This window comes from Phaeobacter sp. CAU 1743 (genome assembly GCF_039839315.1).
Taxonomy (GTDB): Bacteria; Pseudomonadota; Alphaproteobacteria; order Rhodobacterales; family Rhodobacteraceae; genus Phycobacter; species Phycobacter gallaeciensis_A.
The window spans coordinates 87700-105036 of record NZ_JBDOQR010000009.1 but is presented as its reverse complement, the minus strand read 5'-3'; the positions used below and the strand labels follow the sequence as shown (position 1 = coordinate 105036).

General features: G+C 62.1%; 12 protein-coding genes. 4 read left to right on the top strand and 8 right to left on the bottom strand.

All coding sequences use genetic code 11. From position 1 onward, the window contains the following. Nucleotides 1-238: 238 nt before the first annotated feature. Nucleotides 239-1483: an efflux RND transporter periplasmic adaptor subunit gene (locus tag AAFO90_RS05875; RefSeq protein WP_347508828.1), complete on the top strand. Its 1245-nt coding sequence runs from the start codon at nucleotides 239-241 to the stop codon at nucleotides 1481-1483. Beyond that, nucleotides 1480-5286: an efflux RND transporter permease subunit gene (locus tag AAFO90_RS05870; protein WP_347508827.1), complete on the top strand. Its 3807-nt coding sequence runs from the start codon at nucleotides 1480-1482 to the stop codon at nucleotides 5284-5286. Before AAFO90_RS05875 ends, AAFO90_RS05870 begins: the two co-directional genes overlap by 4 nt. Nucleotides 5287-5384: 98 nt before the next feature. Here AAFO90_RS05870 and AAFO90_RS05865 read toward each other — a convergent pair whose 3' ends face one another. The 3 genes from AAFO90_RS05865 to AAFO90_RS05855 all read right to left on the bottom strand — a co-directional run bounded on the left by AAFO90_RS05865 (nucleotide 5385) and on the right by AAFO90_RS05855 (nucleotide 10344). Continuing rightward, nucleotides 5385-6467 (bottom strand): endonuclease/exonuclease/phosphatase family protein, encoded by a 1083-nt coding sequence (locus tag AAFO90_RS05865; protein WP_347508826.1) that lies wholly within the window; start codon nucleotides 6465-6467, stop codon nucleotides 5385-5387. A 63-nt stretch (nucleotides 6468-6530) separates the two neighbouring features. Further along, nucleotides 6531-8348 carry an ABC transporter ATP-binding protein/permease gene (locus AAFO90_RS05860; protein WP_347508825.1) on the bottom strand — a complete coding sequence of 606 codons (1818 nt, stop codon included), beginning with the start codon at nucleotides 8346-8348 and terminating at the stop codon, nucleotides 6531-6533. A 145-nt stretch (nucleotides 8349-8493) separates the two neighbouring features. Further along, nucleotides 8494-10344, bottom strand: a complete 1851-nt coding sequence (locus AAFO90_RS05855; protein WP_347508824.1) for a LysM peptidoglycan-binding domain-containing protein — start codon at nucleotides 10342-10344, stop codon at nucleotides 8494-8496. 121 nt (nucleotides 10345-10465) lie between these two features. Between AAFO90_RS05855 and AAFO90_RS05850 the strand changes: the two genes are divergently transcribed. Beyond that, nucleotides 10466-11008, top strand: coding sequence for a TIGR00730 family Rossman fold protein (locus tag AAFO90_RS05850; protein WP_065273483.1), 543 nt, complete (start codon nucleotides 10466-10468; stop codon nucleotides 11006-11008). 69 nt (nucleotides 11009-11077) lie between these two features. Here the strand turns inward: AAFO90_RS05850 and AAFO90_RS05845 are convergent, their stop codons facing one another. Both AAFO90_RS05845 and AAFO90_RS05840 read right to left on the bottom strand, forming a co-directional pair. Next, complete coding sequence (locus tag AAFO90_RS05845) at nucleotides 11078-11533, bottom strand: host attachment family protein (protein WP_274829110.1); 456 nt, start codon at nucleotides 11531-11533, stop codon at nucleotides 11078-11080. Between the two features lie 144 nt (nucleotides 11534-11677). Further along, nucleotides 11678-12277, bottom strand: a complete 600-nt coding sequence (locus AAFO90_RS05840; protein ID WP_065270482.1) for a superoxide dismutase — start codon at nucleotides 12275-12277, stop codon at nucleotides 11678-11680. Between the two features lie 118 nt (nucleotides 12278-12395). Between AAFO90_RS05840 and AAFO90_RS05835 the strand changes: the two genes are divergently transcribed. After that, nucleotides 12396-13181 (top strand): FkbM family methyltransferase, encoded by a 786-nt coding sequence (locus AAFO90_RS05835; RefSeq protein WP_347508823.1) that lies wholly within the window; start codon nucleotides 12396-12398, stop codon nucleotides 13179-13181. 21 nt (nucleotides 13182-13202) lie between these two features. Here AAFO90_RS05835 and AAFO90_RS05830 read toward each other — a convergent pair whose 3' ends face one another. The 3 genes from AAFO90_RS05830 to AAFO90_RS05820 all read right to left on the bottom strand — a co-directional run bounded on the left by AAFO90_RS05830 (nucleotide 13203) and on the right by AAFO90_RS05820 (nucleotide 17334). After that, complete coding sequence (locus AAFO90_RS05830) at nucleotides 13203-13613, bottom strand: hypothetical protein (RefSeq protein WP_274829107.1); 411 nt, start codon at nucleotides 13611-13613, stop codon at nucleotides 13203-13205. Between the two features lie 132 nt (nucleotides 13614-13745). Then, a complete protein-coding gene (locus tag AAFO90_RS05825) occupies nucleotides 13746-14312 on the bottom strand; it encodes a sarcosine oxidase subunit gamma family protein (RefSeq protein WP_347508822.1) in 567 nt (188 codons plus the stop codon). After that, on the bottom strand, nucleotides 14305-17334 hold the full coding sequence (locus AAFO90_RS05820) for a sarcosine oxidase subunit alpha family protein (RefSeq protein ID WP_347508821.1): 3030 nt from the start codon (nucleotides 17332-17334) through the stop codon (nucleotides 14305-14307). The genes AAFO90_RS05825 and AAFO90_RS05820 overlap by 8 nt, the downstream gene beginning before the upstream one ends. Nucleotides 17335-17337: the final 3 nt, after the last annotated feature.

Sequence of the window (17337 nt, the reverse complement as noted above, 5' to 3'; positions counted from 1 at the left end):
GCGCAAGGCGGACCCAGACCTCATCTGTCAACACAAACCGCTCTTCGTTCATTCAAACCTCCATTTTGGAAGCTTGAATCAGATTTCAGCCAGCTTGGGAATCCTGAATGTCCACAGACCCTAGTATGGACAATGCCTACATGCTTATTATGACTTTTCCCGGGTGTCTGGCGGAACCCTCTTGGAAAGCCCAGCCAATGGCTGTGGCTTGCTCAGTGTTATTTGAGAAAGGCCCGAAATGCGTTTGATACCCCTTGTGACAGCCATTGCCGTCTCCGCCGGACTGTATTTCCTGGTCCTGCAGAGAGAGGATCTCTTTGCCTTTGCCCGTGGCGAGGCGGCAGCCGAAGCCGCGCAGACCGACACCGGCACCCCTGCCGAAGAGGCTGAAGCCGCACCCGCTGCCGAAAAACGTGTCGGCGTGGTGGTCAAACGCAGTGAGGCGCGTCCGCTGGACAGCGCCGTGATCCTGCGCGGCCAGACACAGGCTGCACGGCAGGTCGAGGTGCGGGCCGAAACAACCTCAACCGTGCTGTCGGAGCCGCTGCGCAAAGGCACGCAGGTCAAGGCAGGCGATCTGTTGTGCGAGCTCGATCCCGGCACCCGGCTGGCAGCGCATCAGGAGGCGCAGGCCCGCCTGCTCGAAGCGCGCGCCCGTACCCCCGAAGCCGAAGCCAAGCTGGAAGAAGCCAACGCCCGCCTGAAAGAAGCGACCATAAACCTGACGGCTGCGGAAAAACTGTCGCAGGAAGGCTATGCCTCGGAAACACGGCTGGCGGCGGCGCGGGCGGCCGAACGCACGGCCGTTGCCGGGATCGCTGCGGCGCAGGGTGGTCTGGAAACCTCGCGTGCGGGCATCGAATCCGCGCTGGCGCTGGTCGCCTCCACCAGCAAGGAAATCGACCGGTTGCGTATTACCGCGCCTTTTGATGGCCTCCTGGAAAGCGACACCGCAGAAATCGGCAGCCTGATGCAGCCGGGCAGCCTTTGTGCGACCGTCATCCAGCTGGACACCATCAAGGTGGTGGGCTTTGTGCCGGAAACCGAAGTCAACCGGGTGCATCTTGGCGCGCTGGCCGGGGCCGAACTGGCCAATGGCGCGCGGGTTCAGGGCGAGGTCACATTCGTCAGCCGCTCGGCTGATCCGACTACACGCACCTTTGAGGTCGAAATCACCGTCGACAATCCCGACCTGAAGATCCGCGACGGGCAGACCGCCGATATCGTGATCTCCGCAGAGGGCACCAAGGCGCATCTGCTGCCGCAATCGGCGCTGACCCTCAACAACGATGGGCGGCTCGGCGTGCGGATCGTGCGCGAGGATCAAACTGCCGGTTTCGTTCTGGTATCCCTTCTGCGCGACACGGCCGAGGGCGTCTGGGTCAGCGGCCTGCCGGAAAAGGCTGACGTGATCGTCGTCGGTCAGGACTTCGTCACCGAAGGGGTGCCCGTTGCGCCCACCTATCAGGAGGCGATGCAATGACCGGCATAGTCTCCTGGGCCGCAGACCGGGCCCGTATGGTTCTGGCCTTCATCGTGATCTCGCTCCTGGTGGGCGGGTTTGCCTATGTCAGCCTTCCAAAAGAAGGCGAGCCGGACATCGACATTCCGATGCTGCACGTCTCGGTGCAGTTTCCCGGCATTTCCGCCGAAGACAGCGAAAGCCTGCTGGTCAAACCGATGGAATCGGAGCTTGTCGATCTGGACGGGCTGAAGGAAATGACCTCCACCGCGGCAGAGAATTACGCCGGTGTCCTGCTGGAGTTCGACTTTGGCTGGGACAAGAGCGCCACAATCGCCGATGTGCGCGATGCGATGAACACGGCGCAGGCGGATTTCCCGTCGGCGGCTGAGCAATACGTCATCAAGGAAATCAACTTTTCCGAATTCCCCATCGTCATCGTCAACCTGACCGGCGATGTGCCGGAACGGACCATGGCGCGCATCGCCAAGGATCTGCAGGACGATCTGGAATCGCTGGATGCGGTGCTGGAGGCCCCCATCGCGGGCAACCGCGATGAGATGGTCGAGGTGGTGATCGACCCGCTGCGGCTGGAATCCTACAACGTGACCGCGCTTGAACTGATCAACGTGGTGCAAAACAACAACCAGTTGATCGCGGCGGGTGAAGTTGAAACCGCGCAAGGCACCTTCTCGATCAAGATCCCGTCGTCCTTTGACGATGTGCGCGACATCTACGCCCTACCGATCAAGACCAACGGCGACCGGGTGGTCAAGCTGGGGGAACTGGCGCAGATCAACTATACCTTCGAAGATCGCGAAGGCACCGCACGGTTTGATGGTGAAGACACCGTTGCCCTGCAGGTGGTCAAACGCAAAGGGTTCAACCTGATCGACACAGTGGATCTGGTGAAAGAAACCATCGCCAAGTCCGAGCAGAAGTGGCCCGCAGAACTGCGCGCGGCGATCTCTCTTGGTACCTCCAACGATCAGAGCCGCGTGGTCGGCTCCATGGTCAGCCAGCTGGAAGGCTCGGTCCTGACCGCGATTGCGCTGGTGATGATCGTGGTTCTGTCCTCGCTGGGTAGCCGAGCGGCGCTGCTGGTGGGCTTTGCCATTCCGACTTCTTTCCTTCTGTGCTTTGCCCTGCTGGCGCTGATGGGGATCTCTGTCTCCAACATCGTGATGTTTGGTCTGATCCTTGCCGTGGGCATGCTGGTCGATGGCGCCATCGTGGTGGTGGAATACGCCGACAAACGCATCAGCGAAGGCACCGGCCCGATGCACGCCTATGTGGAGGCTGCGCAGCGCATGTTCTGGCCGGTTGTCTCCTCGACCGCGACGACGCTTTGCGCCTTCTTGCCAATGCTGTTCTGGCCCGGTGTGCCGGGTGAGTTCATGGGCATGCTGCCGGTGACGCTGATCTTCGTGCTCTCCGCATCGCTGGTGGTGGCGCTGGTCTACCTGCCGGTCATGGGCGGCGTCTCCGGTCGTATTAGCCGGGTGTTCGAAGGCACCTCGCAAGGCCTGCGCGCTGTGCTGCCATGGTGGGCACGGGCGCTGCTGGTGCCGCCGCCGATCTGGGGCATGTTCGCCGGTCTGATGCAGATGCTGAACCCGGGCTACCTGCTGCCCGACGCCGCTGCTGCCGCCATGCCCGGTGCGATCCCGCCGCTCTTTGGCGCACTGGTCTTTGTGCTGTCGGCCTTTGCTGCCTCCACCGCGCTGGGTGCAGCCCGGATCGAGCGCAAACCAAAGGTGGTCTCTGCAGGCTACCGCCATACGCCGTTTGGCTATTTCATCAAGTTCATCGCGGGCAATCCAATCATGCCTCTGGTCACGATTGCAGCGGTTGCCTTCAGCATCATGACGGTGTTCCAGATGTTCAGCGAGAACAACTATGGCGTCGAGTTCTTCGTGGAATCCGAACCGGAGCAAGCCACGGCATTTGTGCGGGCACGTGGCAATATCTCGCTGCATGAAAAGGACGAGATGGTGCGTCAGGCCGAAGAGGTGATCAAAGCGCATCCGGCGGTGATCAACGTCTTCTCCTTTGCAGGTGAAGGTGGTCTTGATACCGGTGGCCCCGGCGGCGGGCAATCGCCGCAGGATACCGTTGGTCAGGTCCAGTTCGAAATCATCCCCTGGGAAGATCGCCCGACGCAGACGGAAACCTGGTTCTTTGGTCTGCTGACCCGCGAGGTGACTGCTTCGGCCTATGACGGCCATACGGTAATCGACGAACTGAACGCCGAGCTGGAAAAACTGCCGGGCTTTGTGGCCGAATTAAAGGCGCTGGAGCAAGGCCCCGGGTCGGGCAAACCCATCCATCTGCGGATCAAGGGCGACGGCTGGGAGGACCTGACATCCGCCACCGAAACCGCGCGCGCCTATTTCGACGAAATGCCGGGGCTGACGCTGGTTGAGGACACCCTGCCCCTGCCCGGTATCGACTGGCAGATCGACGTGGATGTGGAAAAGGCGGGCCGCTATGGCGCCGATGTGGCCACCGTGGGCGCCATGGTGCAGCTGGTGACGCGTGGTATCCTGCTCGACACCATGCGGGTGGACAGCTCGGATGAGGAAATCGAGATCCGCGTGCGCCTGCCCGATGAAGATCGTGTGCTGTCGACGCTGGACAACCTCAAGGTCCGCACCACCGATGGCCTGGTTCCGCTCAGCAACTTCATCACCCGCCAGCCGGTTCCGAAACTGGCGCAGATCAGCCGCGTGCAGCAGCAGCGGTATTATGATGTGAAGGCGGATGTGGAGCCGGGTCTCAGCAAAGTCGTCACAGCCGATCCCGAGACTGGCGAGGACAGGGTCCTGGGCCTGCTAAAAGCGGTCCCCGACACAGTGACGGTGGCCGAGGCGCAAATCACCGCTGCCAATGGCAACCGCTATACGATCTTCGCTCTGGATGGTGCAGAAACGGCTGAGGAACTCAGCGCCGCCGTCGCCGACGACGCCCGAATCCTGCCGGTCAACGCGAATGAACGGCTGGCCGCCATCACCACATGGCTGGACACCGATCCCTTCCCCAAATCCATCACATGGGAATGGACCGGCGATCAGGAGGAGCAAGAGGAAAGCGGCGCCTTCCTGTCCAAGGCCTTTGCCGGGGCGCTGGGGTTGATGTTCGTGATCCTTCTGGCGCAGTTCAACAGCTTCTACAATTCGGCGCTGGTTCTGCTGGCTGTGGTGCTCTCCACCACCGGGGTGCTGATCGGCATGATGGTGATGCAGCAGCCGTTCTCGATCATCATGACGGGCACGGGTATCGTGGCGCTGGCGGGGATCGTGGTGAACAACAACATTGTTCTGATCGACACCTATCAGGAGTTCAGCCAGCACATGCCGCGGATCGAGGCGATCATCCGCACCGCCGAGGCACGCATCCGTCCTGTGCTGCTGACCACCGTCACTACCATGGCCGGTCTGGCTCCGATGATGTTCGGCATCAGCCTCGACTTCATCGACGGTGGCTACTCCATCAACAGCCCCACCGCGCTGTGGTGGAAACAGCTGGCGACCGCCGTGGTCTTTGGCCTTGGCATCGCAACCGTGCTGACGCTGGTGGTGACGCCATCGCTGCTGTCGATCCGGGTGTGGCTGTCGACCTATCTGTCGTGGATGGGGCGCCTGATGGCGCGCATCACCGGTGGCCGGTCCAGCCGGATCGCGCAGGATATGCGTCTGGCCAAGAAAGCGCGCAAACTGCCCACGACCGAGCTGCTGTGGGAAGAGATCGACAGGAGCCCGGCAGACGACAGCGAGCCCGACACAGGACCGGGCACATGCCCCGCCCTGCGCGCAGCGGAGTAAACGCCGTGTCTGCGCAGACAACCAGATGAAAAGAGGCTCCGCAGATGCGGGGCCTTACTTTTTGCTGCGCAGCATTGCGCCTCTGGCGCCCGCACGGCTTACAGCAAGGCGGTTTCATCCGCGGATACATTTTCAATCTTCTTCTGCGCCAGCTCTTCATCGCCTGGACCGGGCGAAGGTTCCGGGTGCAGCTGACGCGCCCGCGGCGTGTGCTGCAGAACCACCTGAATGGGAAAGTGATCAGACCCGATATTGCGGTGCCGTTTCATCGAAACCAGCGTGAAATCACCCGAGCAGAAGACGTGATCCAGCGGCCAGCGCAGCAGCGGGTAGCCTGCGTGAAAAGTGCTGAAGATCCCCCGCCCAATGCGCGGATCCAAAAGACCGCTCAACTTTTGGAACAGCCGGGTCGATGCCGACCAGGCCACATCGTTGAGATCCCCCATGACCACCACCGGTCCCGCGCTGGCGTCAATGGTCTTGGCCACCAGCAACAGCTCTCCATCCCGCTCGGCAGAGGTCGGGTTCTCCGTCGGGCTGGGTGGCGCCGGGTGCAGGCAATGCAAGGCAACCCGCTGTCCTGAGGCCAGTACGACGGAGCCATGCATCGAGGGCACGCCCTCCTCCACCAAAAAGTGGACCTGCGGGTCGATCAACTCGAGCCGGGAATAAAGATGCATCCCGTAAAGGTTATCGAGCGGCTGCTTGACCCGGTAAGGATACCCCGCCTCGATCTGCTCCAGTCGTTCTTCCCACCACGCGTCCGTCTCCACTGTCAGGACCAGATCCGGCTTGGTCTCGCGGATCAGATCCAGCAGCGGCTGAGCGTTGCGGTTGGTCATCAGGACGTTGGCCACCAGAAGGTTCAACTGATCGTCAGGGCGCATCTGCCGCGCCGACTGGATCTGATAGGGAAAAAGCCGCGTATAGCGGATGATTCGCACGCACTGCAGCGCCGAGCAAAGCAACAACAGAACGATCAGCGCTTTATCGCCCTGCCCCTGCCAGCCGTAGACCCAGACATAGGCCAGCAAGGCAGCAACGGTGACCGTAGTGATCTGCAAGGCCGGGAATTCAAAGCCCCGCACCCACCAGCCTTCGTGCCGCAGCAGCGGCAGCAGGGTCAAAAGCGGCACTGCGCAGATGAACAGAAAAAGAGCCCAGTCCAGTAACACGTTCATCTTACACTCACTATCCCACTCACCCAGCCGCGCGACCTGTGCAGGTCACACCTGCCGACAGGATCAGGCGACGTCCTGATCCGCCTGCTGGCGCTGCCACAGATGGGCATAACGGCCACCGCGCGCAAGAAGATCCTCGTGAGAGCCTGCTTCCGCGATCTCCCCCTGCTCCAGCACCACGATCTGGTCCGCCTCGGCGACGGTGGAGAGGCGGTGCGCGATAGTGATCACCGTGCGCCCCTGCCCGGCCCGCGCCAGCGCTTCCTTGATCTCGCGCTCGGTATCGGTATCCAGCGCCGATGTGGCCTCGTCCAGCAGCAGGATCGGCGGGTCCTTCAGTAGGGTACGGGCAATGCCGACGCGCTGTTTTTCACCGCCCGACAACTTGAGCCCGCGTTCGCCCACCTGAGTGTCATAGCCCTGCGGAAGACCGGCGATGAAATCATGGATCTGCGCCGCCCGAGCGGCGTCTTCGATCTCTTGCTGGGTGGCGCCATCGCGGCCATAGGCGATGTTGTAGCGGATGGTATCGTTGAACAGCACCGTGTCCTGCGGCACCACGCCAATGGCGGCATGCAGGCTTTTCTGGCTGACGCTGCGCACATCCTGCCCGTCGATGGTCAGGGCGCCGCCGGTGACATCGTAAAACCGGAACAACAGCCGCCCGATGGTGGATTTACCGGACCCGGTGGAGCCGACGATGGCCACCGTCTCACCTGGTTTGGCCTCCATGGTGATGCCCTTCAGGATCTCGCGCTCCGGGTCATAACCGAAATGCAGGTCCTCCAACCGGATATGCCCCTTGCTAACCTTCAGCTCAGCCGCATTCGGACGGTCCTTCACATCTGGCGACTGTTCCAGCAGGTCGAACATTTCGCCCATATCGACGAGGCTCTGGCGGATTTCCCGATAGACCGAGCCGAGGAAGTTCAGGGGCACGGTGATCTGGACCATATAGGCGTTTACCATCACGAAATCACCAACGCTGAGGCTGCCGTCCTGCACGCCGATGGCCGCCATCACCATTACCGTAATCAAACCACCGGTGATGATCACGCTCTGACCAAAGTTCAGGAAGGCCAGCGAATAGGCGGTCTTCAGCGCTGCCTGCGCGTAGGCACGCATGGCCCCGTCATAGCGGGCCGCCTCGCGCTCTTCAGCGCCAAAATATTTGACCGTTTCGAAATTCAGCAGGCTGTCGATCGCCTTTTGGTTGGCGTCAGTGTCCTGCTTGTTCATCTCGCGGCGCAGTTTCACCCGCCATTCGGTGATCGCCAGCGTGAACCAGACATAAAGCACAATGGTGACACCGACCGCCAGCAGATAGCGCGCGTCGAACAGCACCGTCAGAATGATGGCCACCAGCACCAGTTCCAGCACCAGCGGACCTATGGAGAACAAAAGGAACCGCAGCAGGAATTCGACGCCCTTGACCCCGCGTTCGATGATCCGGGACAATCCGCCGGTCTTGCGCGTGATATGATAGCGCATCGACAGTCGGTGAATGTGCTGAAATGTCTCCAGCGCCAGACCGCGTAGCGCCCGCTGGGTGACAGGCGCAAACACCGCATCCCGCAGTTGTTGGAATCCGTTCGTCAGCACCCGCGCCACACCATAGGCGACGGTCAGCCCCACCGCGCCGAGCGCCAGCGGCGGCACGCCTTCACCCGCCAACGCATCCACTGCGCCCTTGTACAGAACCGGCGTATAAACGGCGATTAGCTTGGCCAGGATCAACACCACCATGGCCAGCACGACCCGGTATTTCACGCTCTTCTGGTCTGCGGGCCAGAGGTAAGGAACCACCTTGCGCAGGGTGCGCAGGCTTGAGCGGCGTTCCTCGGCCGAGATGGAATCGATGGTGGTGGGGGATCGTCTCATGGCGTTCCTGCGGCTGGGCCTTCCGGCGGGTTGGCGATGTCTGATGCGTATCGCCTACTACATACCCCAAACACGAAGCTGGGAAAGGATACGCCGCGCCCCCTGTGGCTGGGGACACGGCGCGTTTGCTGTTACACCGAACAGATCAGTCCGGCAGGTTGAATACCTGCCCGGGATAGATCAGGTCGGGATCGCGGATCGCATCCTGGTTGGCCTGGAACACCCGGACATAAAGGAACCCGCTGCCATAGCGTTCCTGCGAGATCGCCCAAAGGGTATCGCCCTTTTGCACCGTGATGGCCCGCACCAGCGGAACCGGCTGATCCGGCGCCTGTCCAGGCTGCTGCGGTTGCAGCACCTCGGGCGCCTCGCGTTTGAAGGGGGTTTCAAGACGGCTCAGGACTTCTTCGCCGCTGGCGGAAATTTCATCCAGACGCAGAGTGTAGATGCCCGGTTCCACGGCAGCCAGCGCGCCGCCCCAGCGGCCATTCTCGGCCACGAGGAATTCGGTCTTGAGCGTATTCTCCACGTAGACCCGCACCAAGGCATCCGCGCGGCCACGCCCAGCCAGCAGCACCTCGCCGCTGTCGGAATAGCTGATGGTATCAAGCGCGACCTTGCCATTCAGAACCGGCGTGGCGGGCTGCACCAGCTCTACACCGTCTGCACCGGCCCTTAGCACGGCAACCGCCGTTGGCTCCGGCTTCGGCGCAGGAACGGTTTCCGCGCTGGCGAGTGTTTCCTCGGCCACCGGCTCGCTTTGGGGCGGTGTGGTATCGTCGGGGCCAGCAGTGCCGGTCTCGCCCTCTGCGGTTGCCACTTCGACCTGTGCGCCCTCAGCCTCCACCGGTTGCTCCGGTGCCGCCGTTTCCGCCTCGACCTGCGGCGTGGTGGTTTCGGCTACGACGGGCTGTACTTCTCCCTCGGCTGCGACCGGGGCGGGCGCTCCGCCCTGCTCAGTTGGTTGTTCCTGTGAAGTGGCCTCAGATGTTTCAGCCTGCGCGACCTCCACTGCCTCTTCGCTCTGCGGGGCTGCGGTGTCCTTGGATACAGCCGCAGGCTCGGCCTCGGGCTTCACGGCATCCTCGGCATCCGCCACCTGCGGCTCTGGCGCCGCGGAGATCGGTGCCAAAATGAACTGATCCTCAGAGGGTTGTTTCTGATCCTCGAACCGCGCCAGAAGCGAAATCACCCGCGGCTGGTCGCTGGGCAGGATGCTGGAGAAAATCACGAAATCGCCGCTGCCCTGAACCTCGGTCTGTTCCAGAACCGTACCATCCAGCAGCACCTCGACCGCGGCTCCGGCCTGTGCACGACCTGCAATCACAAGGGCACCGTCGGGGTCGACCCGCACCAGATCCAGCATTGGCGCTTCCAACAGCGGCGCCGCCTCTTCCACGGGCGCCTCTGCGGTGGTCGCAGGGTCTTCAGAAACGGCTGCCTCTTCGGTCGCGGTATCAGCAGCAACATCCGCCTTTTGCGTATCTGCAACGGTGTCGCTGTCATCCGCCGCGGGAACCTCTGCCTCAGGTGCCTGGGCTACCGCCGTTTCGCTCTTACCTGTCTCTGTTGGCTCGGCGGTTTCGACGACGGCGCTGGTCTCTGCCGGTGTCTCAGGCGCTTCTGTCGGCGCGATGGTCTCGGCTTCGGCTTCTGCCGTCTCCTCAACTGCCGCAGGGGCCGCATCCTCTGCGGCTGTCTGCTGCGGCACATCGGTCGCAGGTTCAGGCGCGCTTTCCGAAGCGGTCGCAGTTTCAGGTTCAGCCGCGGAGTTGGCGGTCTCAACCGTGGTGGTCACGCCAACCGGCTCTTTGGCCGCCGGGGACACCGTCACCTCGGGCTGCACCACCGTGCGCGATGCGGCCTCTTCAGGCCCCTCGCCCCGGTCAAACACCCCCAGCTGCATCAGCACGACGCCGCCCACGATCACGACGACAGAAGCAATACCTCCCATCGCCAGGGGGCTGAGCCCCCCACTTCCAGATGTTTGCGCCATCTTGTTCCTTCCTTGTGCGAGATGTTTTCCCTCGCTTGGTTGAGCCAGCCTACCAATGGGGGTATCTGGGGTCAAAACAGCATACCTGTTTCGCTGCCAAACCCTGTCGAAAGGCTATCTCATGAGCATAAAATCCGTCTGTGTGTATTGCGGATCACGTTTTGGAGCAATGGCCAGCTATGCCGCAGCCGCCGAGACCCTTGGAAAAGGGCTCGCCGCACAAGGTCAGCGGCTCGTGTACGGAGCCGGAGACGTCGGCCTTATGGGCACCGTTGCTCGGGCGGCGCAGGCTGCAGGTGGTGAAACCTTTGGCGTGATCCCGGTGCATCTGGAACGGCGCGAGGTCGGCAAATCGGATCTCACAACCTATGTGGTGACCGAAACGATGCACGAGCGTAAAAAGGTCATGCTCTATAACGCCGACGCGGTGGTGGTGCTGCCCGGCGGCCCCGGATCGCTGGATGAGCTGTTCGAGGTGCTGACCTGGCGCCAGCTGGGCCTGCACGACAAACCGATCATCGTGGTCAACACCGATGGCTACTGGGACAAGCTGCGCGACCTCCTGGAGCATGTGGTGGCACAGGAATTCGCAGGCGCCGAGATGCAGGATTACCTGACCTGGGTCGACAGCGCCGAAGAAGCGCTAGCCAAGCTGAACTCCTGAACCGGAAGGCACTCCGGTTCAGCACCAAACCCAGCCCCCTGGCCCCGGCAAAACGGGGACCGAGATCACTCAAACAGGTGCCAGCGCAGTTTTCACGGCCTCGGCAATTTCTGGCACCGGGTGTTTGGTTAGATCTTTCGGCAGCTCCGCAATCAGCAGTTTGGCGGCATCCCCGCTCAACTCGGGACGCAGCGCGCCAAGGCTGCGCGGCGGTGCAATCAAAACCAGCCCGGAGCAGGCCCCGGCAGCCACCCATTTGTTGACCAGCGATGCTACCCCGGCAGCGAAGTCATCTTCGGCCATCTGATGCCAGTCCGCAGGTTCAACCGCGCCAAGCGCAGCTCCTGCTGCCCCGCTGAGCCGACCGGGCGCCTCTGACCCTTGCGCTCCGTTCGGCGGGTTGGCGATCTCGTCGGCGCGCATCACGCGCAGATCCGCATCCACCGTATCGCTGACGTTCTCCAGAAACAGCGCCTTCTGGCCGTCTGCAACGATGATCCATAGTCCTTTGGGCAATTTAATCATGCGTGTTCCCTTTCCTCCGTTCCGCTTCCTCTGTGCCGCCAGCCAACCGGAAAACATGACAGGGAACCTTGACGCGTATCAAACTGCCACGAAAAAACCCGCGCCGGTCCGGCGCGGGCTTCCTGTCTCGTATCCTGTCGCGGATTACATGCGCGAAGCGACGTTTTCCCAGTTGACCAGGTTGTCCAGGAAGTTGGTCAGGTAGGCCGGACGCTTGTTGCGGAAATCGATGTAATAGGAGTGTTCCCACACATCGCAACCCAGAAGCGCGGTCTGGCCAAAGCACAGCGGGTTCACGCCGTTCTCGGTCTTGGTGACCTTCAGGGCGCCATCGGTGTCTTTCACCAGCCAAGCCCAGCCGGAGCCGAACTGACCCGCGCCTGCGGCGGAGAATTCTTCCTTGAACTTGTCGACGGAGCCGAAGCTTTCGACCAGTGCCTTTTCCAGCTCACCCGGCATCGCGGAGGCGCCCGGACCCATCATTTCCCAGAACTGGTTGTGGTTCCACAGCTGGGAGATGTTGTTGAAGATGCCGTTCTGGGCGACGGCGGATTTGTCGTAGGTGCCGACAATGATCTCTTCCAGCGTCTTGCCGTCCCATTCAGTACCGGCGATCAGCTTGTTGCCGTTGTCGACATAGGCCTTGTGGTGCAGATCGTGGTGGTATTCCAGGGTTTCGGCGGACATGCCCTTGGAAGCCAGCGCATCATGTGCATAAGGAAGATCGGGAAGTTCAAAAGCCATATCGGACCCCTGTCAATTTTGTTGCGTTCCTATGCAGATACATGCGGCGCAGCATTCGGCAGGTCAAGGGCCTAGACAAGAAATCCGCGCCATCTGACTGCGACGTCTATGTGCGCAAATGGGAGAGACCGCCATGATCGCCGAGGCCTGGATCCGCGCCCGCAAAGCCATTTATCGCATGCAGGGCTATTATGCGGGTCGGCTGAACGGCGTTCCCTTCCGGCTGGATCCCTACCATTCCAAGTTCTGGCGCAAGGCTGCGGCAGGCAAGTGGGAGCCGGAGACCTTTCAGGTGCTGGATGCCCATCTTGACAAGGATCACGACTATCTCGACATCGGCGCCTGGATCGGCCCCACCGCCCTATACGGCGCGCACAAGGCGCGGCGCGTGATGTGTTTTGAACCTGACCCCGTTGCCTTCCGCCATCTGGCCTGGAACCTGGAACTGAACCGCGTCGACAATGTCTCGGCCTTCTCAGTCGCCATCAGCAGCGGTTTTGGTCTTGCCCGTATGGCATCTTTTGGCGGTGAGGCCGGAGACAGCATGAGCAGCCTTCTGAACGATGGCGATCACGGATCCGACGTGATGACGATCGGCTGGCAGGATTTCGCAGCAAAGGCGGATCTGTCGCGCGTGTCGCTGGTCAAGCTCGATATTGAAGGCGCCGAATTCGACGTTCTGCCCCAGATGATCCCCTGGCTGAAAGAGCAGCGCCCGGCCCTCTACCTTTCCACCCACGCGCCTTTCCTGCCTGAAGAGACCCGCAAGGCGCGGATGGCAGAGCTGGCCGATCTTCTGTCCTTTTACGGCGAATGCCACCCCGACAATGGGGCACATGCCGGGTTTGAGGCTCTCACCAGCCCCCGCGCCCTGACGCAGTTCCCGACGTTTCTGTTCAAGTGATGCGCCCGCCAAGCGTGCCGACTATTTGACCCGTTGGCAGGTGCCGGTGCCGCGGTTGTTTCCGTCTCCGCCATGCACGCGCGCGCTGATCGTCGCCTTGGACCGCGCTGCATCAAGCCGCACAGTGTAGGTCGCAGTGGCCGTTCTGTTCCCCCGAACAGGCAAGCCCGTCAGGGTCCATTTCATGAGGTATTTCCGCTCCTTCACCACGCTGAATGTCACAGGCAACGGGGCCTTATTGACGTGGTGAATATAAGCATCATAGGCCATCGCGGTTCCGGCGGCGTCATCCACCACATAGGCGGCCTTATACGGGATCCAGCCATAACTGGAATGCGCGGTATAATCGCATTCATAGACAATGGGCGCGCCTGCGGCGGCCAAGGGCAGCGCGCAAAGCGACAGAGCCGCTGCTATAGTCACTTTAAACATGTCCAATCCTTGCTTCAAAATTCAGCGTCAAAACAGCAAAACAAACACCTGATTAAAAACAAAAAACGTGCCCCGAGAGCCCGGGACACGTTATGGGATGGATCAATTTAGCACAACCCAGAAGGGCCGGGTTCAGTGGACGCCAACCTTCGATTGCGGATGCGCTGCCGCCTTCAGCAGGTTGAAGACATATCCCGCGACCGAGCGGAAACAGACGATGTGGAAGGTCTCCTCTTCGTCCAGCCAGAAGGCCGCAGCCACCTGCGCCATGCGGGTACGGCGGAAATCGCCGGGGGTGAAGGCTGCCGCATCAAAATCCACCGGGCAGACCTTGCCCAGAGCCTCGCGCGCACCTGCGCCCGAAAGGTGGAAAAACGCCCGCGCGTCAGAGACATTCACCGCCAGAGCGTGCTCGCCCGCAAGCGCCTCGGCCAGCGCCACGGTCTTGGCTTCGGCGTCGGCATAAGGCACCAGAAGCAGCAGCTCATCCGGGGACATCCAGGCCACGGCGCCGCTCTCGGCGGTGGTGATCCGGCGGGGTTCCGGCACATCTGCGCCGGTGGCCACCTTCACCGCCTGTTGCAGGGTCTTGGAGGACAGATCGCCGCGCAGGGTGATCATCCCCTGCAGACCGGCCTCTTCCAGCGTGGCCATTCCGGCGTAGCTGGCGCCGCCCAGGGCGCTCACAGGATTAGACATTCTGCTTTTCCCCTTCCTTGTCGTAGAAGACCGGATCGACGATCCGTGCCTTGTAGATGGTGCCATCGGTGCCGGGGAAGTCGAGAACCTCTCCCATGCGGTCGGGGCCGTGTTTCACCAGTCCCATCGCGATCCCCTTGCCCAAGGTCGGGGAATAATAGGTCGAGGTGACCCGGCCGATGGTGTTTTTCTGGCCATTGGCATTCACGCCATTGCCGACCGCATAGGCGCCGTCCGGCAGCACCGACCCGTCGGTCGTCTCAAGCCCCACCAGTTTCCAGCGTTCCGGATCCGCCATATGGCTGCGCAGCTGCGCGCGCTTGCCGATGAAGTCTTCCTTCTTCTTGGAAATCGCCCAGTTGAGGCCCAGATCCTGCGGAATGACCGTGCCGTCGGTTTCATCCCCGATCATGATAAAGCCCTTCTCCGCGCGCAGCACGTGCAGGCATTCGGTGCCATAGGGCATCACGCCAAACTCCTGCCCCGCCGCCATTAGCGCATCCCAGAAGGCCTGACCCTCAGAGGCGGCGACTGCGATCTCGTAGGACAATTCACCCGAGAAGGAGATCCGGTAAACCCGGCATTTGAAGCCGCAGATCTCTCCGTCCTTCCATTCCATGAAGGGTAGCGCCTCCTTGGAGACATCCAGTCCGCCACCGGCCGCGGCGTTCAGCTTTTCCAGCACCTTGCGCGCCTTTGGACCGACCACCGCGATCTGAGCGTATTGCTCGGTCACATTGGCAACATAGACTTTCCAGTCCCACCATTCGGTCTGCAGCCATTCTTCCATATGGGCATGGATGCGGTCGGCGCCGCCGGTGGTGGTGTGGCACAGCCAAGTGTCCTCGTCGATGCGGGCAACCACGCCGTCATCCGACAGGAAGCCGTTCTCGGAGCACATCAGACCATAGCGACATTTGCCGACTTTCAGGGTCGACATCATGTTGGTGTACATCATGTCGAGGAACCGCCCGGCGTCGGGGCCTTTGACGATCAGCTTGCCCAGGGTCGAGGCATCCAGCATCCCGACGTTCTGGCGGGTGTTGGTGATCTCGCGGTTGACCGCCTCCTTCACGCTTTCGCCGCTGCGCACATAGGCGTAGGGACGGCGCCAATGGCCCACCGGTTCCCAGTCGGCGCCATTGCCATCGTGCCAGTCGTACATCGGCGTCTTGCGCAGGGGTTGGAAGATCTCGCCGCGCGCCTCGCCGCCGATCGCGCCCATGGAAATGGGGTGATAGGGCGGGCGGAAGGTGGTGGTGCCCACCTGCGGGATTTCCGAACCGAGGCTGTCAGCAAGGACCGCCAGACCGTTGATGTTGCTGAGTTTCCCCTGATCCGTCGCCATGCCAAGCGTGGTGTAACGCTTGGTATGCTCAACGCTTTCATAGCCTTCGCGGGCCGCCAGCTGCACGTCAGAAACCTTGACGTCGTTCTGGAAGTCGAGCCAGGCCTTCATGCGCAGGTTGATTTCCGCACGGGCGGGCATCAGCCAGACCGGCTGCATCGGCGCTTCGTCCTGCGCTTCGCCCTTGGCGGCAGTGGCATCGGCTTTGAACCCGGCCGCAGCGGCGGCCTTGGCCCCGGCCTCGGCACCATCGGCCAGCACCGCATCCAGTGTCAGCGGGCCGCTGGCAGCGCCAGCGGTCACCACGAAACCTTCGCCATCTGCGCCGAGCGGCGGGCGGTTGGGATCGGGGCGGAAATGCGCCTGCGCATCATCCCAAGTAAGCTTGCCGCCGCAATGGGACCACAGGTGCACCACCGGAGACCAGCCGCCGGACATGGCGACCGCATCAGCTTCGACCTCTTCCTGGGCGCCGCCCTGACCGTTCTGGGCGCAGATCGCGACCTTGGTCACATGTTTGCCGTCCTTGACCTTGGCGATGCCGCGGCCGCATTCGACACGGATACCAAGCGCACGGACCTCATCCATCAGGGCGCCGCCACCGGCTTCGCGGGTGTCGAGCACGCGTACCACCTCGACGCCTGCACCATGGAGCGCCAGCGCGGTACGATAGGCATCGTCGTTGTTGGTCGCTACCACCACGCGCTGCCCCGGGGTCGCGCCCCAGTTCACCACGTAATCGCGCATCGCTGCGGCCAGCATCACGCCGGGCACATCGTTGCCAGCAAAGGACAGCGGCCGTTCAATGGCACCAGTTGCGGTGACGATCTGTTTTGCACGGATCCGCCACAGGCGGTGGCGCGGACCACCCTGCCCCGGTGTGTGATCGGTCAGCCGCTCGTATCCCAGAGCATAGCCGTGATCATAGACGCCCGAACCCATGCAACGGTTGCGCAGGGTGACGTTCTCCATCGCGGTGAGTTCCGCCAGCGCCTGTTCCACCCAGGCTTCGGGATCGTCGCCATCGATGGTCCCGCCATCGACCGGCGCACGGCCGCCCCAATGGGCGTTTTGTTCCATCACCAGCACCTTGGCGCCCGAACGAGCCGCCGTCAGCGCCGCCTGAAGGCCGGCAACACCGCCGCCAACCACCAGAACATCGGCAAAGAAATAGAAGTGTTCGTAGGTGTCCGCATCCTTCAGTTCGCGGTCCGGCGCCTGGCCCAGACCTGCGGATTTGCGGATGATCGGCTCATAGACGTGTTTCCAGAAGGGTTTGGGGTGGATGAACGTCTTGTAGTAGAAACCAGCAGGCAGGAACCGCGCCAGCTTGTTGTTCACCACGCCCACGTCGAACTCAAGGCTGGGCCAGTGGTTCTGCGACTGGGCGCTGAGGCCCGAGAACAGCTCGGTCGTCGTGGCGCGCTGGTTCGGTTCGAACCGCGCACCGGAGCCGAGGCCAACCAGCGCGTTGGGCTCTTCCGCGCCCGAGGCAACCAGCCCGCGTGGGCGGTGGTATTTGAAGGACCGGCCCACCAGCAGCTGATCATTGGCCAGCAGCGCCGAGGCCAGCGTATCCCCGGCATAGCCTGTCATCCGCGTGCCGTTAAAGGTGAACTCGATGGGTTTGGAGCGGTCGATCAACCGGCCCTGTTTGGCAAGACGCGTGCTCATGCT